At 37.6% G+C, this 24,123-nt stretch carries 26 protein-coding genes and 1 pseudogene; 8 read left to right on the top strand and 19 right to left on the bottom strand.

The window, feature by feature from the left end:
* Positions 1–49 precede the first annotated feature (49 nt).
* From GLW08_RS03680 to GLW08_RS03690, 3 genes are read right to left on the bottom strand one after another with little or no spacing between them, the layout of a single operon-like run.
* Positions 50–520, bottom strand: a complete 471-nt coding sequence (locus tag GLW08_RS03680; RefSeq protein ID WP_337193891.1) for a thioesterase family protein — start codon at positions 518–520, stop codon at positions 50–52.
* A 16-nt stretch (positions 521–536) separates the two neighbouring features.
* A complete protein-coding gene (locus tag GLW08_RS03685; protein WP_237458289.1) occupies positions 537–1,499 on the bottom strand; it encodes a 3-hydroxyacyl-CoA dehydrogenase NAD-binding domain-containing protein in 963 nt (320 codons plus the stop codon).
* Entirely contained in the window at positions 1,499–2,389 is an 891-nt protein-coding gene (locus GLW08_RS03690; RefSeq protein ID WP_160847213.1) for a 3-keto-5-aminohexanoate cleavage protein, read from the bottom strand. Before GLW08_RS03690 ends, GLW08_RS03685 begins: the two co-directional genes overlap by 1 nt.
* Before the next feature lie 253 nt (positions 2,390–2,642).
* On the opposite strand from GLW08_RS03690, the gene GLW08_RS03695 reads away from it, so the two are divergent.
* On the top strand, positions 2,643–3,182 hold the full coding sequence (locus tag GLW08_RS03695; protein WP_160847214.1) for a TetR/AcrR family transcriptional regulator: 540 nt from the start codon (positions 2,643–2,645) through the stop codon (positions 3,180–3,182).
* Between the two features lie 470 nt (positions 3,183–3,652).
* Here the strand turns inward: GLW08_RS03695 and GLW08_RS03700 are convergent, their stop codons facing one another.
* A complete protein-coding gene (locus GLW08_RS03700; protein ID WP_337193892.1) occupies positions 3,653–4,738 on the bottom strand; it encodes a mechanosensitive ion channel family protein in 1,086 nt (361 codons plus the stop codon).
* Entirely contained in the window at positions 4,731–5,579 is an 849-nt protein-coding gene (locus GLW08_RS03705) for a YihY/virulence factor BrkB family protein (RefSeq protein ID WP_160847215.1), read from the bottom strand. The genes GLW08_RS03700 and GLW08_RS03705 overlap by 8 nt, the downstream gene beginning before the upstream one ends.
* A gap of 227 nt (positions 5,580–5,806) precedes the next feature.
* Between GLW08_RS03705 and GLW08_RS03710 the strand changes: the two genes are divergently transcribed.
* A complete protein-coding gene (locus GLW08_RS03710; protein ID WP_160847216.1) occupies positions 5,807–6,670 on the top strand; it encodes a DMT family transporter in 864 nt (287 codons plus the stop codon).
* Between the two features lie 167 nt (positions 6,671–6,837).
* A complete protein-coding gene (locus GLW08_RS03715; RefSeq protein ID WP_160847217.1) occupies positions 6,838–7,386 on the top strand; it encodes an HTH-type transcriptional regulator Hpr in 549 nt (182 codons plus the stop codon).
* Between the two features lie 605 nt (positions 7,387–7,991).
* Here GLW08_RS03715 and GLW08_RS03720 read toward each other — a convergent pair.
* Positions 7,992–9,083: pseudogene (locus tag GLW08_RS03720) on the bottom strand (DEAD/DEAH box helicase); the annotation flags it as partial.
* Between the two features lie 85 nt (positions 9,084–9,168).
* Entirely contained in the window at positions 9,169–9,315 is a 147-nt protein-coding gene (locus GLW08_RS03725; protein ID WP_160847219.1) for a hypothetical protein, read from the bottom strand.
* A 698-nt stretch (positions 9,316–10,013) separates the two neighbouring features.
* Between GLW08_RS03725 and GLW08_RS03730 the strand changes: the two genes are divergently transcribed.
* Positions 10,014–10,583 (top strand): GNAT family N-acetyltransferase, encoded by a 570-nt coding sequence (locus tag GLW08_RS03730; RefSeq protein ID WP_160847220.1) that lies wholly within the window; start codon positions 10,014–10,016, stop codon positions 10,581–10,583.
* 157 nt (positions 10,584–10,740) lie between these two features.
* On the opposite strand, the gene GLW08_RS03735 is transcribed toward GLW08_RS03730, so the two are convergent.
* Positions 10,741–11,523: a C39 family peptidase gene (locus GLW08_RS03735; RefSeq protein ID WP_160847221.1), complete on the bottom strand. Its 783-nt coding sequence runs from the start codon at positions 11,521–11,523 to the stop codon at positions 10,741–10,743.
* A gap of 143 nt (positions 11,524–11,666) precedes the next feature.
* On the opposite strand from GLW08_RS03735, the gene GLW08_RS03740 reads away from it, so the two are divergent.
* Positions 11,667–12,665: a zinc-binding dehydrogenase gene (locus GLW08_RS03740; RefSeq protein WP_160847222.1), complete on the top strand. Its 999-nt coding sequence runs from the start codon at positions 11,667–11,669 to the stop codon at positions 12,663–12,665.
* A 179-nt stretch (positions 12,666–12,844) separates the two neighbouring features.
* Here GLW08_RS03740 and GLW08_RS03745 read toward each other — a convergent pair whose 3' ends face one another.
* The 3 genes from GLW08_RS03745 to GLW08_RS03755 form a co-directional block, all read right to left on the bottom strand.
* Positions 12,845–13,180: a nucleoside triphosphate pyrophosphohydrolase gene (locus GLW08_RS03745; RefSeq protein ID WP_160847223.1), complete on the bottom strand. Its 336-nt coding sequence runs from the start codon at positions 13,178–13,180 to the stop codon at positions 12,845–12,847.
* Between the two features lie 224 nt (positions 13,181–13,404).
* Positions 13,405–13,764: a hypothetical protein gene (locus tag GLW08_RS03750; RefSeq protein ID WP_036823303.1), complete on the bottom strand. Its 360-nt coding sequence runs from the start codon at positions 13,762–13,764 to the stop codon at positions 13,405–13,407.
* Between the two features lie 1,036 nt (positions 13,765–14,800).
* Complete coding sequence (locus GLW08_RS03755; RefSeq protein ID WP_160847224.1) at positions 14,801–15,025, bottom strand: DUF3892 domain-containing protein; 225 nt, start codon at positions 15,023–15,025, stop codon at positions 14,801–14,803.
* Between the two features lie 107 nt (positions 15,026–15,132).
* Here GLW08_RS03755 and GLW08_RS03760 point away from each other — a divergent pair, with 107 nt between their 5' ends.
* Positions 15,133–15,879, top strand: a complete 747-nt coding sequence (locus GLW08_RS03760) for a DUF7662 domain-containing protein (RefSeq protein ID WP_160847225.1) — start codon at positions 15,133–15,135, stop codon at positions 15,877–15,879.
* 39 nt (positions 15,880–15,918) lie between these two features.
* Here GLW08_RS03760 and GLW08_RS03765 read toward each other — a convergent pair whose 3' ends face one another.
* From GLW08_RS03765 to GLW08_RS03775, 3 genes are all read right to left on the bottom strand, one after another.
* Entirely contained in the window at positions 15,919–16,530 is a 612-nt protein-coding gene (locus GLW08_RS03765) for a metallophosphoesterase family protein (RefSeq protein WP_160847226.1), read from the bottom strand.
* Positions 16,531–16,704: 174 nt separating this feature from the next.
* On the bottom strand, positions 16,705–17,664 hold the full coding sequence (locus GLW08_RS03770; RefSeq protein WP_160847227.1) for a sodium:calcium antiporter: 960 nt from the start codon (positions 17,662–17,664) through the stop codon (positions 16,705–16,707).
* A 183-nt stretch (positions 17,665–17,847) separates the two neighbouring features.
* Positions 17,848–18,093, bottom strand: a complete 246-nt coding sequence (locus GLW08_RS03775; RefSeq protein ID WP_160847228.1) for a hypothetical protein — start codon at positions 18,091–18,093, stop codon at positions 17,848–17,850.
* Between the two features lie 191 nt (positions 18,094–18,284).
* Between GLW08_RS03775 and GLW08_RS03780 the strand changes: the two genes are divergently transcribed.
* Positions 18,285–19,343, top strand: coding sequence for an NAD(P)/FAD-dependent oxidoreductase (locus tag GLW08_RS03780; RefSeq protein ID WP_160847229.1), 1,059 nt, complete (start codon positions 18,285–18,287; stop codon positions 19,341–19,343).
* Positions 19,344–19,458: 115 nt separating this feature from the next.
* Here the strand turns inward: GLW08_RS03780 and GLW08_RS03785 are convergent, their stop codons facing one another.
* The 4 genes from GLW08_RS03785 to GLW08_RS03800 all read right to left on the bottom strand — a co-directional run bounded on the left by GLW08_RS03785 (position 19,459) and on the right by GLW08_RS03800 (position 22,369).
* Positions 19,459–19,596, bottom strand: a complete 138-nt coding sequence (locus GLW08_RS03785) for a hypothetical protein (protein WP_160847230.1) — start codon at positions 19,594–19,596, stop codon at positions 19,459–19,461.
* Positions 19,597–19,665: 69 nt separating this feature from the next.
* Positions 19,666–20,250, bottom strand: a complete 585-nt coding sequence (locus tag GLW08_RS03790; protein WP_160847231.1) for a hypothetical protein — start codon at positions 20,248–20,250, stop codon at positions 19,666–19,668.
* 757 nt (positions 20,251–21,007) lie between these two features.
* Positions 21,008–21,847 (bottom strand): DUF2785 domain-containing protein, encoded by an 840-nt coding sequence (locus GLW08_RS03795; protein WP_160847232.1) that lies wholly within the window; start codon positions 21,845–21,847, stop codon positions 21,008–21,010.
* A 72-nt stretch (positions 21,848–21,919) separates the two neighbouring features.
* Positions 21,920–22,369 carry a methyltransferase family protein gene (locus GLW08_RS03800; protein WP_160847233.1) on the bottom strand — a complete coding sequence of 150 codons (450 nt, stop codon included), beginning with the start codon at positions 22,367–22,369 and terminating at the stop codon, positions 21,920–21,922.
* Positions 22,370–22,532: 163 nt separating this feature from the next.
* Between GLW08_RS03800 and GLW08_RS03805 the strand changes: the two genes are divergently transcribed.
* A complete protein-coding gene (locus tag GLW08_RS03805; protein WP_160847234.1) occupies positions 22,533–23,309 on the top strand; it encodes a methyltransferase domain-containing protein in 777 nt (258 codons plus the stop codon).
* 310 nt (positions 23,310–23,619) lie between these two features.
* Here the strand turns inward: GLW08_RS03805 and GLW08_RS03810 are convergent, their stop codons facing one another.
* Positions 23,620–23,796 carry a hypothetical protein gene (locus GLW08_RS03810; RefSeq protein ID WP_160847235.1) on the bottom strand — a complete coding sequence of 59 codons (177 nt, stop codon included), beginning with the start codon at positions 23,794–23,796 and terminating at the stop codon, positions 23,620–23,622.
* Positions 23,797–24,123: the final 327 nt, after the last annotated feature.

The following is a 24,123-nucleotide window of genomic DNA, read 5'->3' on the forward strand; positions in this document are numbered from 1 at the left end:
AATATAAAATAAAAAAAAGACTGACTCTCAAAAGAATCAGCGCTATCTGTTATTTTCGTCGAATACCAATCCTTCGACCTGCTTGTTTAGGTTGTTCTCGTTTCGCATCTTCTTTATAAATTTCCTCGATTTTCTTCGCCACCACTTCTGGGAAAGGCGCTGGCTTGCCTTCCTTCTGGTCCATGCCCATAATCATCTGCTCCATTGTAGCAATAAGTTCACCTTCTTGATTCTCCATCAGTAAAAATTGATGAATTCGTTTAGCATCGGTATCAAGGAGATGGCTTTTTATCGTAAGCTCTTCCCCCTCATGGGCTTCTTTCAAATAACAGATGTGAGTTTCAAGCGTAAAAATCGTGTAAGAGTGCTCAATTCGACCCATTTCATCTAAACCAATAAAATTGATAAAGTCTTCAGCAGCCAGACTAAATGCTCTAGCATACTCCGCATCGTTCATATGACCATTGTAGTCTACCCATTCTGGACTCACATGCTGCTTCGTAGAAAATAGTGGATTCACTAAAGTCCCTCCTCTGCTATTGTTTTGCATTACTTTGCGACTCTGGCCAATAATCTTTTACTAAATCGAGTAACCGAACTAAGAATTCATTACGATTCTTATCTAATTCTGACATAGAAAGATTCCCTGCCTGCTCCTCACATCCAGACACGACACGATTGTATAACTCGTCTGTTAATTCTGGAGCTTCTAGCTTTGTCCAAGGCTTCTTTAGTGCAGGTCCAAATTGCTTTAACATGTGACGCATGCCTCCTTCACCTCCAGCTAAATGGAAGGTAAGAAATGGTCCATATTGTGCATAGCGAAGTCCTGCCCCGTATGTGAAGGCTTGGTCTACCTCTTCTGTCGTTGCAATTCCTTCGTTCACTATATGAAGAGACTCACGCCAAATTGCTTCAATCAACCGATCAGCAATATGACCCTCAATTTCATGACGCACTAGTAAAGCTTTCATATTTAGTCCCTCATAAAACATTCTTGCTTTATCTACATTTTCCTGCGTTGTCGATTGTCCAGCAACCACTTCTACTAGTGGAAGGATATATACTGGGTGGAACGGATGAGCGACCACAAAACGTTCTGGATGCTGAAGATGTTCTTGTAACTCAGAAGGCATGATGCCAGAAGTACTAGAACCAATCAACGCATCAGCTTTGGCGTGCTTATCAATGTCTTGAAGAACCGTTTGTTTCAACTCTTCTACTTCGGGTACATTCTCTTGTATAAAATCAGCATCCGCTACTGCTTTGGATAGATCTTTTTCAAATGTTAATCGATCTTTGGAAGCACCTTCTGCCAATCCTAGTTCCTCCACGTAAGGCCAAGCATGATTTACGGCTTTACGCATACGTTCTTCTGCCCCTTCGGCAAGGTCGGTTGCAATGACGTCATATCCATGTGCTAAAAACCGAGCTATCCATCCATTACCGATTACTCCTGTCCCAACCACTGCTACTTTTTTCATCTGTGCTATCATCATTACTTCCCTCCATGTGGATTACGCAAATGTAAATAGTCTCTTGCTTCTTGTGGTGTCATTGGCTCTATTCCATGGCCTGCAAGCATGGTAACAGCTTTATCGACTAACTGTTCGTTACTGGCTAGAACTCCTTTAGAAAGGTACATGTTATCTTCAAGGCCGACACGAACATTTCCTCCAAGTAGTGCTGACTGTGCAGCAACTGGCATCTGCATGCGTCCAATACCAAATGCAGACCAATGAGCATTTTCAGGAAGACGATTCTTCATATACATCATCGTTTCTGCATCCGCTTCAGCTCCCCAAGGGATACCTAAGCAAAATTGAAACATTGAATCTCCATCGATAAGTCCTTCTTGAATGAGTTGTTTTGCAAACCGAATATGCCCTGTATCAAAGCATTCCAATTCTGGTTTAACACCGCTCTCCTGGATAAGCTTTGCCTGCTTGCGAAGCCAATCGGTTGGGCTCATATAGATCATGTTACCAAAGTTTGTACTTCCACAATCCAGCGTGCACATTTCAGGCAATAATTGTCCAACAGGCTCGTGACGCTCATCAGGAGTTTGAATGTCTGTACCATCACCACCAGCAGCAGGCTTATCTAGACTAGGGATAAAGTCACCGCCTCCACCAGAGGTGATATTAATAATAACGTCTGTTTCAGATTCACGAATACGATCTACAATTTCACGGTAATGCTCAATATTGTGGCTAATACCTCCTGTTTTTGGGTCACGGGCGTGGACGTGAGCGATTGTAGCCCCCGCCTTAGCGGAAGCTATAGCTGAATCTGCAATTTCCTTCGGTGTTACAGGTACATTTGGATTCTTTTCCGTAGTATCCCCAGCACCTGTTACCGCAGCTGTTACTAACACTTTATTTTTCATTACGAATTCCTCCTTAAGGTTGAGAATGGTTTTCGTTTAATTGTTTTTACGTAATCTTTTTAAACTATACCATCCAGACGGTTTATTTTCAATAAATTTATTTTTACATATTTCACCTATATCTAATCTTCTTCTAAATCAAAAAACGATTCATTTTTACGAATCTAACTTTCACTATAAAATTGAAAATAATCTTTTATGTTGGTACGATTATGTACATAATGAAAATCTAATACGTAATGAGGGAATTAGCATGCCTAGAGAATCGAAGCGGCATAAAATTTTGGAAGCAGCAGCGTTGATTGTTCATAATCAAGGAACAGATGCATTGACACTCGATGCTGTGGCAAAACAAGCAGAAGTAAGCAAAGGTGGTTTGCTGTACCATTTTTCTAGCAAGGAATCCTTAGTAAAAGGACTTGTTGAACACATGGATACGATTTATCGTGGAAACGTGGAAGGATATGCAGACTCAGACCAAGAAGAAACAGGAAAATGGACGCGCGCTTTAGTTAATACCATGTACAAAGCTGGAATAGAAAACAAAGAAATTAGTGCAGGGATGCTTGCAGCTCAGGGTATTAATCCGGAACTATTAAAGCCTCTCCAAGATACATACGCTAACTGGCAGCAACAAATCCAGCAAGAGGATGGCCTAGATGAGGTACAAGCTACCATATTACGCCTTGCTGTAGATGGATTATGGTTATCTGAAATCTTCGGTCTAGGTACGTTGGACGAGGACTTGCGACAAAAAGTACTGGAGAGATTACTGCAACATACCCACAAATAAGGTAAGAAAAACCCGAGTACCTTGTGCCCCCTACTGTCTTAAGCAAAATCCACTTCATGACGATTCATTCCACGGAAAGTATTTGCTTAAGCCCGAGAAAGGGGAGAGATATAAGCGCTAAAAATTATAATTTCTTTCTTTTTTACTTAAAAAGGACACACTCCCGAGATGAAAGGGAGTGTGTCCTTTATTTGTATAGGATATTATAAAATTCAATGCTTGTGTATAACTAAAAAAGTGATGTGGCCACGTCCAGCTCCCAGCGACTAGTATGCTTCCCTCGCCTGCGTACGATAAGTTAACATCGAACCAACCCACGTCGTGTGGGCCGCAGCACATACGTCGCTAAACAGGCGCGCCGAGCTTTTGTTCGTAAATGAATTATAAAATTTCCAGCTCATCCAACCAAGCTCCCACACTACCTCATAAGATAGTCTTTTGAGAGGGGGCAAGGCGCTTTGAACTTTTCTTTATTCTGCATAGTGGTTGTACACTTCTGGATCAACACTTTTGACATGAAGATCACGCTGTGGAAATGGTATTTCTATATTATGTTCAGCGAGCATATTATAGATTCTGAAATTCAAGTTACTTTTCATCACAATAACTTTATCAGGTTCAGAAATCCAAACAAATAATTCGAAGTCTAAAGAAGAATCTCCAAACCCTACAAAGTTCACAAATGGCTCCGGTTTAGATAGAACTGTTGGAGACACTAACCTTTCCTGCTCCGCTACTTGAAGTAAGACCTCACGAACTTGATTCACATCACTTCCGTAAGCAACGCCAACAGGTAGTACTAATCGCATGACCCGATCACCATAAGAACGATTAATCACTTTCTCCTCTAAGAAATAAGAGTTTGGAACAATGATTCGTTCATTATCCAATGTTCGAATAATCGTTGCACGCATGTTTATTTTTTCAACATCACCAATAATATCATCCACCAACACGCGATCCCCTACCTTAATTGGTCGTTCAAAGAGGATGATGATTCCAGATATAAAGTTACTGGCAACGTTCTGTAGACCAAACCCAATACCAACTCCCACTATACCTGCGAAAACAGTTAAAGCACTCAATTCAATTCCAATTGTTGATAAACTAATGACTGCAGCAAGCACCATAATCGTATAGTGAAAGATTTTATCGAATGTGAATTGCACGCCTCGATCTAAGTCATATCTTTTGTACACTGTTGGAAATATATAAGAGGTCATCAGCTTGGAAATCCTCTGAGACAAAGAAAGGATAAGAATGACCAGTACAACAAGAAAAACTGATATTTGCTGATCCCCGATAGAGAATAGCGTTTGAAACATCCATTCCGATGTTTTGAAATAGAATAATAAAAAGAACACCACAGCATAAAACGTAATCCAGTTAACCAGACTTTTCAAAATAGGATTAATAGTAGCGATTCCCTGGCGTTTTTTGCGTATGGAACGATCGATCCAAAATATCGACCAGCGTATGAATAAAATTAGTACTAGGCCTATGATAAATGGAATCCCATCAATCAATAGAAGTCTAATCAGGTCAGGATTAACCACGAATGTATTCCCCCAATTTTCTCTCCGTTACAATGCGTTCCCGTAAGAGTGCATTGATTTCTCCACCAGTAATTAATATAATCCCTGTAATATAAAACCAAATCATGATGACAATAACTCCTCCAAGACTACCATACGTAGCCGAAAAACCCCCCCATCGGTTCACATACATGGAAAATAAAAGGGAAACAATCTGCCATCCCACTGTAGCAAAACAAGCCCCAATCCACGCTTCTTTAAATCGAATTGGACGATTTGGGACTAACGTGTACAGAAATAATAGGGTTACAAAAAACAATATAGACGAAATGGCCCATCGAAGAAGATGCCATAAGGATAAAAATGTCTCTGAAAAACCGAATGTAGAGAAAAGAAAGTCTCCTATTAGTGTACCAAATACAGGTAACAAAAGGGAAAGTAAGATAATAAAAATCATCGCAAACATTAACCAGACAGATAACATCCTTTGTATAATAAAATGACGTTTCTCCTGCACCTGATAGGCACGATCAAGTGCTTTTATCAATGCATTTATTCCATTGGAAGCAGCCCACAACGTAGCTATTACTCCGAATGAGAGAAGCCCACCGTTTTGGTTATTCATTAATTCCTGGAGGTTAGAATGTATAATCTCATAAGCCCCTTCAGGAGCATAAGACTGGACAATCCCCATAACCTTTTGCTCGGATATGTTTACATAACCAATTAATGTTACAAGAAAAAATAAAAATGGAAACAAAGATAGCAAAAAGAAATAAGACAACTGTGCAGATAAGCCTACTACATCATCTTGATTTAGCCGTTTTATAAGCTGCCTATTAAATTGTATTACCTTTATCATGATGGATTCCAGCCTCTCATAGAAGATTCACTTCCCATGAAGTTTGTCCTCCCTATGAATGTATGGCTTGGCTTTGTAGAGTATGAATAAGATTATCCCAGACAATTTAGTTGACATTATAGAGGAAATTCTTTAACCTGTTTTTCTGGTTTCTATTATGAATTAGACTTGTTTAGTACATAATAAGAGAACTGCTCATTATTCATATAGGAGTTGGAAAAATTACTATGAGCAATACAAGCAAAGGTATTATTCTATTATTATTATCTGCATTTGGTTTTGCAATGATGTCTGCATTCGTTAAGTTATCAGGTGAATTGCCTACCACACAGAAAACTATGTTTCGTAACTTAGTAACGGCTGTAATCGCTCTAGGTTTTGTTTTAAAAAACAAAGTTCGAGTTTTCGGAGAAAGAAAAAATCAGAAGTATCTGCTTCTTCGGTCTGGATTAGGTACGCTCGGTATGGTGTTGTATTTTTATGCCATAGACAACCTAGTACTATCTGATGCTGATATGCTAAATAAACTAAGTCCTTTTCTACTAATCATTTTTTCGGCTATTTTCTTAAAGGAAAAGGCAAAAAATTTCCAGTTAGTAGCCGTATTGATTGCATTTATTGGAACTTTATTCGTTATAAAACCCGCTTTCTCACTTGAAATCATTCCATATGGCGCGGGGGTTCTATCGGCTATATTCGCTGCGGGTGCATACACAGTGCTTCGCTTCCTTGGAGATAAGGAAAAGTTTTATACTATTGTTTTTTACTTCTCCTTTTTCTCAACAGTGACCTTATTACCATTTGTCATTGCATTTTATGAACCTATGACGTTTCAGCAAGTCATGTATCTACTATTAGCTGGCTCTTTCGCAACACTTGGTCAATTCGGCATCACAATCGCTTATAAATTTGCACCAGCAAAAGAAATATCCATCTTCTTCTACTCAACCATTGTATACACTTCTATTTTAAGTATGGTTATCTTTGGTCAGTTCCCTGATTTATACAGTATTATTGGTTATTTTATTATTTTTAGCGCTTCTTTTTACATGTACTCGAAGAACAAACAACTTGATAAAGCCTATGGTTAAACTTAACATTTCTTACGTCAGTTCCTCTACTGGCGTATTTTTTGTTATACTACACTATATGTAAAAACATTTATTTTGAATATGGGTTTTCAATTGCGTATGATAAACAATAGAATGTTTATATGGAATGTTTTAAGAGGTGATAGATTAAGTAGGAGGGTATATCAATGCATAATCATTCATTAAAAGAAGCCATCCTGTTTAGTCATAGGATGACCCAGCTTAGTAAAGCATTATGGAAATCAATCGAAAAGGACTGGAGAGCATGGGTAAAGCCTCATGGTCTTAACATCAATGAACACCACATTCTTTGGATTCTGTATGAAAAAGATGGCACAACCATTTCAGACTTATCCAACCAAGGAGCTATGCACGTATCAACAGCATTTAACTTCTCAAGGAAGCTTGAAGAACGTGAATTGCTTGTCTTCTCTAAAAATGATGAAGACAAACGAAATACGTACATTACGCTTACCGAATCCGGTAAAAATTTATTAATGAAGACAATTTCATCTTTTAATCCAGACAACCATACCATTCTAGCGGGTGTACAACCGTTCAAAGAAACATTCGGAAAACTACCTGATTTCAAAGAAATTTCTGCTATTATCCAGCATTTATATGATACTGATTATGAGGAAACAGATTCTCTTGATGAAGAACTGCTTAAACATCTTGGAACAGACATGGAATCAGATAAGCTCCCAAAAGAATAACCAAAACACGAGGCAGTTCTTTATGTGGAGTACATATCAGATAAAATCAAGCCTAGCTCATATGAGCTAGGCTTTTATATGGTTACTTTGTAAATTAGTGATAAGTAAGAATTATACCAGGACATATATCACGCTATTAGTGACAGAAAAGTCATATTTAGTTCAGAGATATTCTGGTAAGATTGCTAGGTCTAAGTGCTATACATTTTCTCTACTTACCTGATTGCGATGTGATTTTTCGCAATATTATTAAGACAACAATATTCATAACCACAGCGAACCCTAGTACAATTTCAAGCCACAAAGGCATATCTACAAAAATAATATTAATAGTTAATATGAGAATCATAAGTGAGCTGACAAGATAATGTGGCGTAAAGTCTGTTTTTGGTTGCGCCATTGCTTTCTCCCTTCGTTACAAACCTATTCAAGAACGGTATGCTAGTGTCATTACCATAGCAGAAATTCTATTATATTGTAATCTCCTTGATCAAGAAATATTAAGAAAAAATACCTTCCCATCCTAGAGATGCAAATAGTTCATGTTGAAAATTAGATCACATTAGTTGAATGTAGTCTTTCTATCTATTTACTTCTTACACTTCTTGCTTTTTAAGCTTCTTTCCAATTCCTTTTTCAATCATACTGAGCATATTTTTATCCTTCGGAGCAATGAAGGTTATAGCAACTCCATCTTCCCCCGCTCTTCCTGTTCGTCCAATACGATGAATATAGCTCTCTACATCTTGAGGAATATCATAGTTGTACACATTGGTTACGCCTTCAACATCTAACCCTCTTGAGGCTACGTCTGTTGCAATTAGTAATTGGATTTTCGCATCACGAAAACTTTCCATGACCTTTTCGCGCTTTTTTTGCGTTAGATCTCCGTGTAGTTCATCAACAAGGTAGCCTTGAGCTTTCAATTCTCCATATAATTTACTTACCCGTCTTTTTGTACGACAAAAGATAATACCTAGGAAAGGCTGTGTTTCTTTGATGACTTTTCGTAAGGCATCTTGCTTTCTTCGATCTGTGGTCTCCACCACATATTGGTCAATCTCTTCAACCGTCCGCCCTCTTGACTGAATTCGAACTTGTTGAGGATTTTTCATATGTTTATAGGCTAGTTTATTAATATCGGATGGAATAGTTGCTGAAAATAATGCCGTTTGCCTTGAGGAAGGAGTTCGTTTAATAATATCTTCTACCTCGTCTAGAAACCCTATCTGAAGCATCTGATCTGCTTCATCTAGGACAAGCATGGAAACGTTGGATAAATCAATCGTTTCTCGCCGAATGTGATCTAATAATCTCCCTGGTGTTCCAATAACGATTTGAACGTGTTTATCCAACCGTTTCACTTGCTGGTGCACGTCCTTACCACCATATACTGCAAGCATGTTCACATCACCAGACATACGTTCAAGCTCGGATGTTAACTGTAAAGCTAATTCTCGTGTAGGTGCTACAATCAATGCTTGAATAGTATGGTCATTCGGATCTATTTTTTCTAACATTGGTAGTAAAAAACTTAATGTTTTTCCAGAACCCGTTTGTGCTTGAGCAATGACATCTTTGCCTTCTGTTAATAACGGTATTACTTCCGTTTGAATTTCAGTGGGAGTTGTAATCCCATTTGTTCGTAATGTTTCTATATAGTTTTTGCTTAACGTAAATTGGTGAAAATCACTCATGTAGGTGCCTCTTTCTATTGATTGACGTACCTATTATTGTACCATTTTCACTAAGTAAAAAGATATTTCTATTTCACGATGCCCGTTAAACAGTAAAGAACATGACAGATGCAATCAAAAATACAATAATGGCTATGATGACAAGAATACTTAAGATAACGAGGGTTATTTTCAAACCGTTACTCATTCGCTCACCACCCTGTCCGTACGAGTGAATTTTACATTTACTCATATAAACGTACTCCATCCCCCCCCCATTCATTACGTATAAGTAAAAAATACTCAAAATAGTAACCCCTCATAAGCCGATCCTTTTATATAAAGACTCCCACCTAATTTTATGAGAGGGGGAGAGTTTTTTATTTCTATTTCGTTATATATAATAGTATAAATTCCCCTTAACTAACCCATCGCATATAAAGGGAGTTGGTCAATTATTTCTTTAAACAACCTTTTTAAGAGAGGTTCCACTAACTACTATGATTAAAACGGAGTCCATTTTATAAAATGCAAATTTTTTTATATCAATACAATATATGAAACTTTTTTCTGGTTTCATAATTCAAACCGAAATATTATACTATCGATTAAAGGAAATATTTTCAATGAATTGTCATTAACAAGTATGATTTTCTATGAATCAAAATATGGAGGATTTTCATGTGGGAGACGATTCCTTTAGCGAAGATCACAAAAGTATCGAGCAACATCCTTAGTTACTTAGGTTACAATATTCTATTTAATTATGCTTCAATTAAAGCATGACGTGGAAATATCCCCATATTTCTTCTTTCCAGTTACTATGCTTAAATACCTTGAAATCATTGAAAAAGAATTACAAAAAAGCAGGGACTGGGATTATGCTGTGGATATTATATTAATTTACATTTTTCTGTATATGTATTTCACATTTTAATTAGGAGGATTCTGATGAGTTCACGTATAGTTAAATATATCGAAGGAAATAACGTTTATTTAAAAATTCCTGCGGTAGAGGATGCCGAACTATTGTATGAAGGATTAAATCAAGAATCGGAATCAACACGACTTCGAGGTCGTCAAACTCCCGTATCTTTTTCTTCTGTTGAACATGCGCTACAACAACCAAGTCGTCAGGATACATACGCATTCTTTATATGTCTCCAAGAAACGGATGAAATGATCGGAGAAGTATCGTTATTGGGAATGGAAAGTGCAATGAACCGTTGTGCTGAATTCCAAATTTCAATACATAAGAGTCAATACTTTAGCGGAGGCTTTGGCACAGAAGCCAGCGAGCTTGCCATTGAATTTGCTTTTGGAAAGCTGAACCTAAACCGAATCCAGCTAGAGGTATTCTCTACTAATACAAGAGCTATTGCAGTATATGAAAAACTCGGTTTCGTAAAGGAAGGACTGAAGCGACAGGCGTATTACTTGGATTTTGAATACAAGGATCTAGTCATGATGAGCTTGTTAAGAGAGGATTATCTCAAAAAGCACAATATGGCAAACACCTAAAGGGAACGATCTAAAACATCCCCATTCTAGAGAAGATTTAATGAGTTTGGTAGAGGTCTAGCTCTAGCACCTTCCTCAGAATCTTAAAAAAAACCTGGCTGGAGTCTTTGCTTAATTCTATCTGAGACATCAGGAAAACGCTCCTAGGGTTTCTTTATCACTCATAGGAAACAGCTCTCCTCTTTAAAGCTTTCCATGATTCCAAAAATATCCCTTTATCAACTTTAGCAGCTTTCTTACCAGACAACGGGTCATTGATATAGACGCTCTCTTGATCATAACCCACTAACACCACAGCATGTAAATCCAGTGGCGTAGTGATTTTTTCACCATGATGCCTCCACGACTCCCAACGATCCGGAAGCTTATAATCCCCAGTTGTCCACACAATGACAGGCTTCCCATTACTTACTTGTTTTAAAACCTGATCAAAATCGCTACCGGTTAGATTTATCGTTTTGTTTGGTAAGTATTCTTTCATTAGCTTCACCATAGGTTCATCAAACATTGCATAGCCTGGCTTTTCACCAGTAACATCTCCTACAAATCCTTCATTAGGATCTCCCCATTCAAGGATATCTCCCTGCTTTGTTTTTTTTACTTGATCATCATCCTTAGGCATTTTTTTGGCTAATTCCATCTTATCCACATCTACGCCTGCATGATGTAAAACCATGGTTAAACTCGTAACTTCACATCCATATTTCAATTCAGGATTTTGCTTAATCAAAGGAACTTCAAGCATTGCTTTATTCTTTAGTTTTGTAGCTGTATGATCTCCACTCTGTTTTTTCTCTTCTTCAGATGGTTTGTATTCTTCATCTGTTAAATTAGAAGTAATCTTATTAAATTCAACAGGCTTTTCTTTAGAGCTATCTTCATTAATGCCACAAGCTGATAACAGGATTATCACAAAACAAAGGTTTATAAAGACTCGCATGACAAAACTCCTCAAAATCGTATAATGTTATCTTTACTATTCCGAAATACAAAGGAAAATATGTGTACTCCAGCCTATAAAATGACAAGCTACAACAAAAACATTACAATGCAAGTAGACACGATCAAAAAGGAGTTGTTGTTGTGAAAGCTTTTGTACATGAAGGAATAAATGGATTAGAAGGTACGAAGTATCAAGAAATGGAAGATAAATCACCAAACGCAGGTGAAGTGAAAGTAAAACTAAATTATGCAGGCTTGAATCACCGAGATTTATTTGTACTAGAACGTCATAAAGAAAGTGACCCTGCTCTTATCATTGGCTCTGATGGTGCAGGTATTATTGAGGAAGTAGGAGAAGGGGTAAATACAGTTAGCGTTGGTGATGAAGTGGTGATTGATGCAGCCCTTGGCTGGCACAAGAAGAGCGATGCACCTCCTGCAGGTTTCCAATTAATCGGTCTTCCTGGCCACGGCACATTTGCAGAATACATTACGGTCCCAGCTGATAATGTGGAGCCGAAGCCAGAACACCTTACTTGGGAAGAAGCAGGTGTTCTCCCGCTAGCTGGTCTTACTGCCTATCGTGCTTTATTTACTCGAGCTAAAGTTCAATCAGGAGATACAGTTCTTCTGCCCGGCGTAGGTAGCGGTGCTGTTACGTACTTATTATTATTTGCCAAAGCAATTGGTGCGCGGGTCATCGTTACATCTCGCTCCGAATACAAGCGTAATAAAGCATTAGAACTCGGCGCTGATTTGGCCATAGATAGCAACGAAAAAGATTGGGAAAGATCATTACAAAATGAAACAGTCGATATTGCAATCGAGACGGTTGGAGCTGCTACATTTAATAAAACGTTAGACCAGCTACGAAAAGGAGGAACACTTGTAACCTTTGGTGCTTCTGCAGGAGATCAGGTGACAATTAACATTCGTAAGTTCTTCTATGGTCAGTACAACCTGTTAGGTACAACAATGGGAAGTCACGAAGAATTCAAGGAAATGTTGCAGCTAGTAAACAAGTACAACATTAAACCAGTAATGGACAAAGTATATCCACTTAGCGAAACGACTCAAGCCATGCAGCGATTGAACGAGTCTGAACAGTTTGGGAAAATTGGCATTGAAATAAACGGCTAATGCATAAGCGACCAGTTAGCAACGTACAAACTATCCCCCCATAGGATATTGCAAAAAGGGCAGGAAGTTTATCGCTGGGAGCTATACATGCATGCGACAGTAGTAATGCTTACTTTAATTTTTATAAAAGGTGAGATGAGGGTTTAAACCCTCATCTCACCTTTTGTCCATACTTATAATTATTTGGGTGAATCCTCATCATTCACTTCAACTAAATACACTTTATCGTAAAAGGATCCTCGCTGCTCAGACTTTTTATTACGACGTTGTTCCACTTCCTGAATAGAAGCTCCATGTTCCTCTGCTAAAACACTCATTACTTCAAGCATATCAGCTAATTCATCCAAAGCTTCATCACCATCAGCTTGCATATATTCATTCACTTCTTCTTGAAGCTTCTTCTTTAGTTCAACATTAAAGTCTTCATCTGAAAGAATTTTGGTTTCAAATGCTTTTCCTTCCTGATGAATCACATCTGGAATTAAATCTCTAACCAGTTTGTTATAAGTTGGCATAGCTATCCCCTACTTCTTTAAAATATGTATGTCTACCCCAATGATAAAGGAAAAGTATCCCTTACAGAAGCTAACTATTTAAGTCGTTCCAATGTTTGTTCACTTTTACGAAAATGGTTACATTTACCTATATCTTTTTTGCCGTCGTGATATAATAAACCTCATGAATTTTGTTGATTAAATAATATGGAAAAGACCTGTTTCCTTATGGGAAGCAGGTCTTTTTATTGTACATCATATTTTAGTTTCTGCTTGAGCACCCGTAATACAAGTTCTTCAAACAGTTCCATCCATACTGCTAAGCCTGTGCCTTTTTGTAGACAATTGAAATACGTACTTCCATATATAATAGAAAAGCTAGATGGGATGAAATAGTGGTTATAATCATGCCATTTTTGCTGAATCCACATCCAAATTTCTAAATCATCTTTCTTCCAGTCCATTTTCATGAATTCATATAAGGCAACAGCCTGAAGTGGATCTAACTCTTTTGGTTGCTGAAGTTCATCTGGATCGCCCCATTGGGCTAGCTCCATTAATTCCAAATCAAACTGTTCACTCAAATACTGAATAAAAGAGACCATCACTCTTCCTCCTCACCCAAAATCCCTTTATAAAGATTAAAGCATATTCTACCCAGACACGAAATGGTTCTATGCATTTTTTATAACAGAATTAACATTACGTATATATCCACCTAGTAAACTTGCATTATCTTACTAATATATGCAGTAGGATTGTATTTCGCGATAATAGTAATTCTCTCAAACAAAGGTTTGCGAACTACATACTCATATCAAATTAAGTGTAACTTATTTTTCGATAAAAATTAAACATTTTCGACTTTTTCTGCTAAAATTTTCGTTTTTCCAATAGGTACATCATGCAAGGTTAGGCTGTACTGATTTAAATCCTCTAAAGATCGAAAATGTTGAAAATCCATAATCTTTTTCAAAAAGTAATGCAAATGATGATGACTTAGAATAATCTTTCCTTGAAATCAAAAAAAGTCTGTCCCCAGAAGGAGACAGATGTAAGTAGGAGGATGAATATAGTAAAACCCATGGCACTTCATTAGTGGGTTTCAGCTAACAACTGACATTTCACCTAGGTGATATTGAGTTTTTATGCTCTCATCACCAGAGTCCGAATTTTTCATGAGTAGTCCGTATAAAATGGTCCCAGCAACTAAAACGCCAAACACGATAAGCAACGCAATGGACAAGTTGCGCAAATCGTTCTCCCCTCTCATGATGTAGATCTAGTTGAAATCTTATCTTACTTTGAGTATATACAAATAGTCAGAAAATTATACATATTAATAAAGAAAAGCGCAAGCGCCCTGCTAGCGACGTACAAACTGGACGGCTCCGTAGGAGATAAAGGAAACACGAAGAGCGGTTGCGATTCGATATTGACTTATCGTAAGGAGGAGCAGGAAGTTTGCTAGTCGCTGGGCGCTGGAGCTAGACATCAAAGAAAAGCGCAAGCGCCCTGTTAGCGACGTACAAACTGCTTCCCACAGGATGTAGGTTGGTTCGATGTTGCTGCGTGAAGCAGTGATTTAATCGGGAGATAAATTAAAAGCCCCCTGCCTTAGAACTGCAAGGGGGGATCTTTTTAAAAGTGGGGCATATTATCCAAGTTGTTGGTTGGATCACCGTCTGGCTGACTTCTTAAATGGTCTTCTCCATCTTTCCCTCGTGTTAGGTCTACATGTTCTAATTGTCCCTCACGTGCCATTTGTTGAGCTTGCTTGTAATCCACTACTTGCCCTGAAGAAAGCTTCATTTCTACAATGCTTCCATTGTTGTTTTTGCGTACAGCTATAATTCGATCTGCCATATGAATCGCCTCCTTACTTATAGTGTGTGGAGGGTTCCTAATAATATGTGTTTTATTGCCCTCTTTAAGGACGCTTATGCTAAAATACTCCAAAAGGGGATGATTGCTTGAACATTCATTTGGATCGTCTTTTATTTGAATACATAACAGATATCCAGCCAGAAACAAATAAAGCTGGCCGTGTTATGGAATACATACCACAAGAGGAATATGACAATGAAATAGATAGAGTATTACATGGATTTGGAGAAGGTCCTTTTTGCGCATTTTCTATACCAAATGTAAAAGAAGAAGGTGTGTATGTATTACTCGTGAATGATCGCGTGTATTATGTAGGAGAATGCACAGACCTACACACCCAATTTAACGACGGATACGGTAGCATTTCAGCGGAAAATTGTTTTATAGGGGGGCAACCTAATACGTGTAGAATCAACGCTCGACTATTACAAAAGCTCTATCAAGGTGCTGAGATTAAGCTGTTTTTTCATAAAACCAATAATCGAAAACATATAAAAAACTTTATGTTTGAGCGGTTTCAACCAGAATGGAATCTTAGCCCTAGTCCAGCTACACAAATAGACCCTCGATGTCTAGATACAATATTTATCAAAACACAAGGGAAATACGGCCCACTCTATGACTATCTACAAGGTTATGGTCAACCTTATGAATACCTCACGTTCGAGGAAATAGCCAACCTACTTCAAGCAAAGCTCCCTCATTCATCTAAACAACACCACGCTTGGTGGGCAAATGACAGAAGTCATACCCAAGGAAGAGCCTGGTTAGATGCTGGTTATAGGGTTAAAGCATCCTATTTAGGAGAGTATGTTGTTTTTGAGGCTATATAAATAAAGAAAAGCAGCAATGATTAACACTGCTGCTTTTCTTTATGAGGCGGTGTACACCTTATGAGTCGGTAACTCAAGTAACGTTAACTTCCCTCCATAGGCTGCTCCAGTATCAATATCAACTTGGTCTTTATAATAAGCAATGTGTTGAACGGGAGTATGTCCATGAACTACTGTTTTTCCAAGTCCTACGGTTTCGGTATGTCGCGTCCATAGCATCGTATCCTCTTCCTGTCTCTCAAGGGGCACATTAGGTTCTAAGCCTGCATGAACAAATATATACTGATCGGTCTCATAATAGAGACGGAGATGGTTTTCTAGCCATTCTCGATGTTCCTTCATTTCTTCACTCACCGAATTATAGGACTTTAACGTGCTAGAAGCGCCGTTCATTTCCCATAATTTCATGGCTTCTCCATCATATTTAGATCGGATGAAAAGATCGTCATGATTTCCCTTTATCGCAATAGCCCCATGTTCTTCGACAAGCTCCTTCACCTTAGCCACTACATCCCTGGAGTATGGACCTCGATCAATATAATCACCAAGTAATATCAGTTGGTCTTCACTAGGATCAAAAGAAGCTTCTTGAAGGACTTCTTCTAATTTATGAAGTTCTCCGTGTATATCTGAAACCACAAGATACCGCATTGAAATATCCTCCTTTGCTATCTTGAATTGGGCATCAATCAGTATCATAACATTTGACTTCCATGGTTCCCTATTTCTTTTTTGTGAAGGGTTGAAACATTTCATAGTATATTAATTGCTTATTTTTGTAAAAACAACCTGTCCTTATTGTTTTATGTGCTAGTTAATTTATTTCTAAAACAACATATAGGATACTACTATATATACAACCACCATCAAGATGGATGGTGCAGTATAGACCCACGTATGCTGTTTTTTATTAGTGCGTAATAGACTGTACATCACTACAAGCGTCATAAAAATCCCCAAGCAAGCAGTGTACAAGTTACTCGTTGCTACTGCTTTTAGAATGGGCTCTCTTCGATAAAACACATCTGTTAAAGCTAGAATTTGAATATTAAATAGGTTGCTCCCCAGAATAGAACCAATCGCTATACTATAGTTGGAATACCGTATTGCCGCAAGAACAGCTACTAATTCTGGTAAGGAAGTAGCGGCTGCAATGAGGATACTCCCTACAAAGCTGGCATTCATACCAGTAACTTGTGCAAGACGATCGCCTGATATAGAAAGCACACTACCTGAAATGAATACTACTACTGCGGCAATAATAAAACCCACAATCGCATTTTGTTTGGTATAATCTTTCTCTGGAACATCTTCATCTTGCTCCCCACTAGAACTCGTAAACATAACATAAGTAAAATATAAAACAAATATTACAAACATCTCGATTCCTATGTTGAACAATTCAATCGTACCAGGGCGAATTAAAGCAACAATTAACGTAATCATAAACAATAAACCAATCGTTGCCGTTGGGATATTTGCCCTTGCACTGACAGCTTGGAACAACCTTTGTTTGCGGTACATAACATCCATTACAGCAATGATTAGAAGGTTGAAAACATTACTCCCAAGCATATTACCAACTGCAATATCAGCATTATCAATATATACAGCTGTAATACTAGTTGTCACTTCTGGTAACGAGGTTGCACCTGCAATGAGAAAAGTTCCAACCGCAGCACCGCTTAATGAGGTCTTTTTACTAATCACATCACCAAACTGGTTTAAGTAAATGGCGGCAATAATAACGACAATTGCTGAGATGCTAAAAGATAGAATAATCATGATTAACTCTCCTTGAGTAAAAGAAAAACAAACAGAATCCTAATCTTCCTTAATTCCTTTAAATTAAAATAATAAAACTTCCTAAAAGTGTAAGAAAGCATCAGCCCTCAGGCTGATGCTACCTTCACCTATTATAGATTGTTTATTTCAAAAAAACTACTGTTGTGACTCTTCTTCCCTACCTTACCGGTCACTTCGTTCCTCAAAAATATCTCCAGCTAAAATAACAAGACTAGTAATAAAAATAACTAAAGTAATAATCCCAAAATACTGAACACCTTGTGGACTTGCAAGGGAGATGTTGAGAATAATCTGCTCTCCCAATGGGTACTTATGTGGAAAAGGAAAATTCAAAACAATGGTAATCGTATAGAATATAATAAAAACATAGTTATAAGTCCACTGTTTAATCAAACGTTCTTCCGCCATACAAAAATTCTCCTTTTGTATATGTTCAACATTCAATTTAACATTTTATTACATCTAATAGAATCATTCAATTTACATGAATTTCATGTAAACTTCCCTTAAATCCTTTCCAGCTTTTTAATGTTTTCGCTTTCATACAACGAAATGCATGATAAAATAAGAATGTATATACATAACAAGAGGTGATTTACATGAACCGCATCGTGATATTAGGCGGAGGATATGGGGGGGTAAAAATTGCCCAACAGCTTCTTTCTAACACTGATCGAGATACAACGATAACATTAATTGATCGCAATCCGTATCATTCTATGAAAACAGAATTTTACGCGCTAGCTGCAGGTACTATTGCCGAAAAGGATATCCGCTCTCCTTTTCCAAAGCATGAAAATATGCGAATCATAGCAGACGAAATCCTTCATCTAAATGTAGAACAACAATCTGTTTTTTTACGTCATACAGAGAAGGTGTATTATGACTACCTTATTATTGGCCTTGGCTCGGAAGATAACTTCCACGGTATTGATGGAGCCAGTGAGTATACGCACAAAATTTCTACCATAAAAAAAACCCGCCAAACATATGAAGCGGTTAATAATATGAAGAACTATGGAACCGCTACCATCGTAGGTGGAGGATTAAGTGGTGTGGAAATGGCTTCTGAACTACGGGAAAGCCGCCCTGACATTAACATTCGTCTTCTTGATCGAGGAGATAGTATTTTAAAGGCTTTTCCTGAATCAATCCAAGGACATGCAATTGATTGGTTTAAAGAACATGATGTTGAACTAGTGTACAATTCAAAAGTTGATTACGTGGAACCGAATATTCTATGTAATGCTGGGACGTGTTTACTCAGTGATGTCACCATTTGGACTGCAGGCATTAAACCGAGCAAAGTCGTGGACAAGCTGGATGTAAAAAAAGACAATGCTGGAAGAGTAATTCTAAATGACTACCATCAAATCCCAGCACATCAAAATATTTATGTAACGGGAGATTGCGCAAGCCTAGAACTACCTCCAAGTGCGCAACTAGCTGAACAACAAGGAAAACAAATTGCCGATGTTTTAAGTGCAATTCTAAGAGGTAAAGACCCAAAAAAACCATCTAAAATCACCGTAAAAGGTACACTTGGTTCCCTAGGTAAACAAGATGGATTCGGACTAACCTTTTACTACCCTTTAAAGGGGATTCTTCCAAGAGTTATTAAAACAGGTGTACTTTGGTATCATAAGTTTCAGAACTAGAGATGGCTTTCTTCCAAATAAAAACTTTTTATATAATAGTACCTCGCTCTTAAAACAGCTAAAAAAGCGCAACCTATTACTAGGAATGCGCTTTTTTCAATTTCACTATTCTTCCTTACAATGGGTCGTACACGTTTACAACTCGATTTATCTCTGATTCATCTTTATGGTTACTATTGGCAGTTTCTTTCTGTTGATTTTCAGTAGGTTTCGTTGTATTTTTTTCTTGTTTAGTGTCTCGCTTTGTGTCCATAAGGTTGTCCCTCCTATCATGCTATACAACGTAGTATGACTCAAAAAACTAAAATATTATTATGAAAATTTAATAGGTAATACCTTTTGATTTAGCTAAATCATCATTAATAATCCCTACACCTGAGATTTCCTCATTTTCTATCTTTGTTTGTACTGATGGGTTACTAGGATAAGTCTTCCCATCGAATATTAACTCCCTATAACTCGGTTCTTCTCCGCCACCAGCTACATACATGAGGATGTTGTTCCAACCGTTTGTCATCTTATCTCGTATAATAATTGGATTCCTTACTAAAGAGAATTTGGAGATGACTTTATACTGTTTGTCTACTTTTTGGAGTATTAGTGCACTACATCCTCCAGTACCACATACATAAGGACCCACAAGAAGCACAAATGTCTCTGGATTATGATCATCATTTAAGTCAATTCGATTATAGTAATACCTTATATTATCTCCAGGCTTCACATCATAGATTTCACTAAATGCTTTCTCAATATCTACGTCCCTTTTCGTCTCTGAGTTCATAAAGGTTACTTCACTAAAATCTAGGTTGCTTGGTATTTTGTCTGGCATAGAGTAACCTACACCAGCGTTACTTGAAATAATAAGAAAACACCCAACCATGATAATACCTAATTGTTTAATCAACTTAGCCCCCTCACTTTCATCTCAGATTTTTTTACATTCTTAGTATTTACTAGTGAGTAAAATTTATGAAAATAAGGACTGTTAATAACAAGGTATGTCAGACTATGTTTTTGTTTTTCTATGACAGATAAGAATAGGCAAGGAATGTTATTCAACAGAAGAGGCATAACCTTGAAGACTTGAAATTGAGATAAATTTGGTGATCGCACAGAAAGAGCGATGTATCCGTAAATTTAGTTAGAAAAAGGTGGTGTGGGGGGACTATATATTTCATGCTTTGCAAAACACCAAGATATCTTTTAATAAAATGTGTTTTGTCACAAAAAGATATGTATGTGCCTAACGAAGAACGTATATCAATTTGTGTACACCCACAACAAATGGCGATGTTTCCGTTAAAGTAAACGAATGCAAAGATAGGCCTGGAAATGGCGAAACTCCCGCGGAAAAACGGATGTCGAGACCCCACCGGGCCACATTTTGGCCCGAGGAGACGAATCGATCCAGATGAAGTTCGACCAAAACCGTCACATCGTGTGACAACGTCGAACAACCCTACATCGTGTAGGGCCGCAGAAAAGCGAGCTATTTCCAGGCCCATCTTTTCTCTAAATAATACAACGGAAACATTTCTCTTACCGGATCATTTCGAATCTAAGCCTTCAAGATAATGGGCTATTATGGAATATCTACAGTCATATTAACCAAGCCATAAAAAAAGCAGCACAACACTTGTGCTGGCTTTTTACATACTCGTTTAACTATACATTTTTGTATGCCAACGCTCAACAATTTCTTTTAGTTTCTCCATAGGGAGAGAGCTTACATGTTTAGACATTAATCGAAAGTACATTGACTTAAGGAAGTTCATCACATTCGTCTTCTGACGGACAAAAGCTAACGTAACCCCCTCTCGATCCTCAACTTGTTGGAGGCTATTAGAAAGTTTAGAAATCCAACGTGTTAATACTTTTTCATCAAGTCCCCTTTCTATTAAAGCTTCCAGTGCAATAAGCAAACGTTCATCCTCATCATCAATATACACTTGACCTTTAAACAAACATGCTTCAACAGACTCTAAACAGGACTCAGCTAATTCCAATTCAAATAGGGGGTGTCTAATAGCTGCCTCCAATAAGTCTGCCCCATGAGCTACACTATGCGCCCACCCTTTATGTTCCACATATCCTCTAACGTCTTTTTCTTGGTACAAATAATGAATACCTTGAAGGATAGCATCATTTGCAACCTGTCTTGGCAAGTAATGCGTTTCCCTATCTTTTTCTAAAAGAAGGGCTATAACCAGGGAAGAAAAGGAGCGAGTAAAAACTCCATCTCCTTCTTTTTCACCTATACGATAAAACAAATAATCTTCACGTAAGCAAGTGCTCATAATATATTCAAGTTGTTGTATCGTTAATGCTTCTTTCATAATTAACTTACCAAAAGTTCTATAGATTAGATTATCTCTTAACTCTGCATCTGTGCTTCCGATCTGATAAAGCATTTGTTCGATAAGCGTATTCACATTTATCTTTTTGTTTCCTTCTGCTTGAAACGATTTTAAAGTTTCTTTTAATTCTGATTGAGCTTCCATCTCATACTCCTTCTTCCCTTTAATAACCATTTACCATAGTCAATGAATTTCCCCTTTACTACTATTTTACGCCTAAACCCATCGACGTACTTGCTGTTTGTACTTCATATATTCTTCACCAAACGTTTTTTCTAAATCTTGTTCCTCATAACGTATAAATACCGTGTTGATTATAATAATAAATAGAAGTGGGCCAACTAATGATGTCAAAGATCCCAATAGCAAAGATGCACCTACTAGCATAGATAGAAACCCTAAATACATTGGATTACGAGAAAAAACAAACGGACCTTCCTTCGTTAAAGATTCGGATCTTTCAAATGGTTTCACTGTAGTTTCGTACTTTTTAAACAATTGATCAGCCCATACATTAATCCCGATACCTATGATAATCAGAACAATACCTAATAGGTTATAAGGAAAGGATATAAAGGTCATAACCGGAATTGTGAAATGAAGAACATTGGATAAAAGTAAATACATCAAAAAGTAGGTTGGTGGCATTAGTCTACGATTACTCATGTAGAGTCTCCTTTTGGTAAATGTAATTCTAACGTAACCATTTCTCTCCTCATATTTCAATACATACGTTTTTAACTCTCCAATACTATAGGCCTATTTACTATCTTTCTTCCTTTTAATCGAATAAGATGAAGGGAGAGACATAAGAAAGGGGTTGACGAAAGTGAATGATGATAAAAAACAGGAAGTTCAGCGCACCTTTTCAAAATATGCCGATAAATACGTTACCAGCACCACCCACTCTTCTGGGGAGGACCTCCCATTAATGGTGGAATGGGCTAAACCTGAAAAACATTGGTCGGTACTAGATATCGCCACAGGTGGTGGCCATGTCGCTAAACAATTGGCACCATATGTACGGGAAGTATTTGCGACTGATCTCACCAAAGAAATGCTTAGCAACACAGCAACTACACTTCAAACAATTGATAACATACATTATGTTAAAGCAGATGCAGAAGACTTACCTTTCTTAGATCAAACTTTCGATTTTGTCACATGTCGCATTGCTCCTCACCATTTTCCAAACCCAGAACGATTCATCCAAGAATCGTCAAGGGTTCTAAAACCTAATGGCCTTTTTATTATGATTGATAACATAGCTGCCAATGAAGATAATTTAGATTATTTTTATAATACTTTTGAAAAAATGCGCGATCCTAGTCATAATAGGGCGCTTCGAATAACGGAATGGAAGAATTTTTTAGCAAATAGTCAGTTAGCCGTAAAAAAAGAGCATACAAGGAAAAAGAAACTCCCTTTTGAAAATTGGTTAACGAGAACGATGGACAATGAGCTTCAAATGGAAAAAGTACGTGCATTTATGCAGTCCGCCCCTCAAGAAATTAAAGAATACTTTCATATTATTGAAGATGAAGGAACTATAGAAGCTTTTGCAATTGATGAATGGATGGTCTTATGCTACAAAAGAATAAGGTAAGGAACAAAAGCGCAAGCGCACGGTTAGCGATGTACAAACTGCTGCCCACATGACGTGGGTTCAATGTTGCTGCGTGACGCAGCGTTTTTAATCGAACTCCCTATGAATCGTTTTGAGATAAAGGAAACACGAAGAGCGATAGCGAGTCTATGTTGATTTATTCGTAAGAAGGAGCAAGAAGCTTGATCGTCACTGGACACTGAAACTGGATGTGGCCTCTATAACTTATTCCCCATCCGACACTTTAATTTCTTTGTATAATATAAAAAAGGAACTTCCTACAAAGGAAAGTTCCTTTTTTAATTCTAATTTAATCTTCATATCGATGAAATCCCCAAGGATTTCTTCTTCTGTCTCTTCTTCTATCTGCTCTTCTTCTGTCATCTCTTCTACGATCATCCTCAATAACATCTACGTTGTCAGCTTCAATAATAACACGGTCAGCTTTAATCACAATCTGACGACGTTCTTCTCTTTCATTTGACATGCATACCCCTCCCTTCAATCAGTGTATTATTATTCTATTCATAACTGATTAAGGTGTATAGACAACATTATTAGATTAAGTAAAAGATAGTTAAGTATCATTATTAGATATTAGAAAAATACAAGCACCCGGTTAGCAACTATCCTCAGCGTACATGTCTATGTTCCTGCACGATGCAGGCCTACTGGACGTAGGTCAAGGAAAACAGGCTAGTCGCTGGACCTGGCCGTGGCCTGTATAACTTATTATGTAATGCACAAGCTAACACTTTTTATAGTGCGCTATATAACAAAAAAAGATGCGGAACTAAATTTTCCGCACCTTCAA

It is taken from the genome of Pontibacillus yanchengensis (genome assembly GCF_009856295.1).
Taxonomy (GTDB): domain Bacteria; phylum Bacillota; class Bacilli; order Bacillales; family BH030062; genus Pontibacillus; species Pontibacillus yanchengensis_A.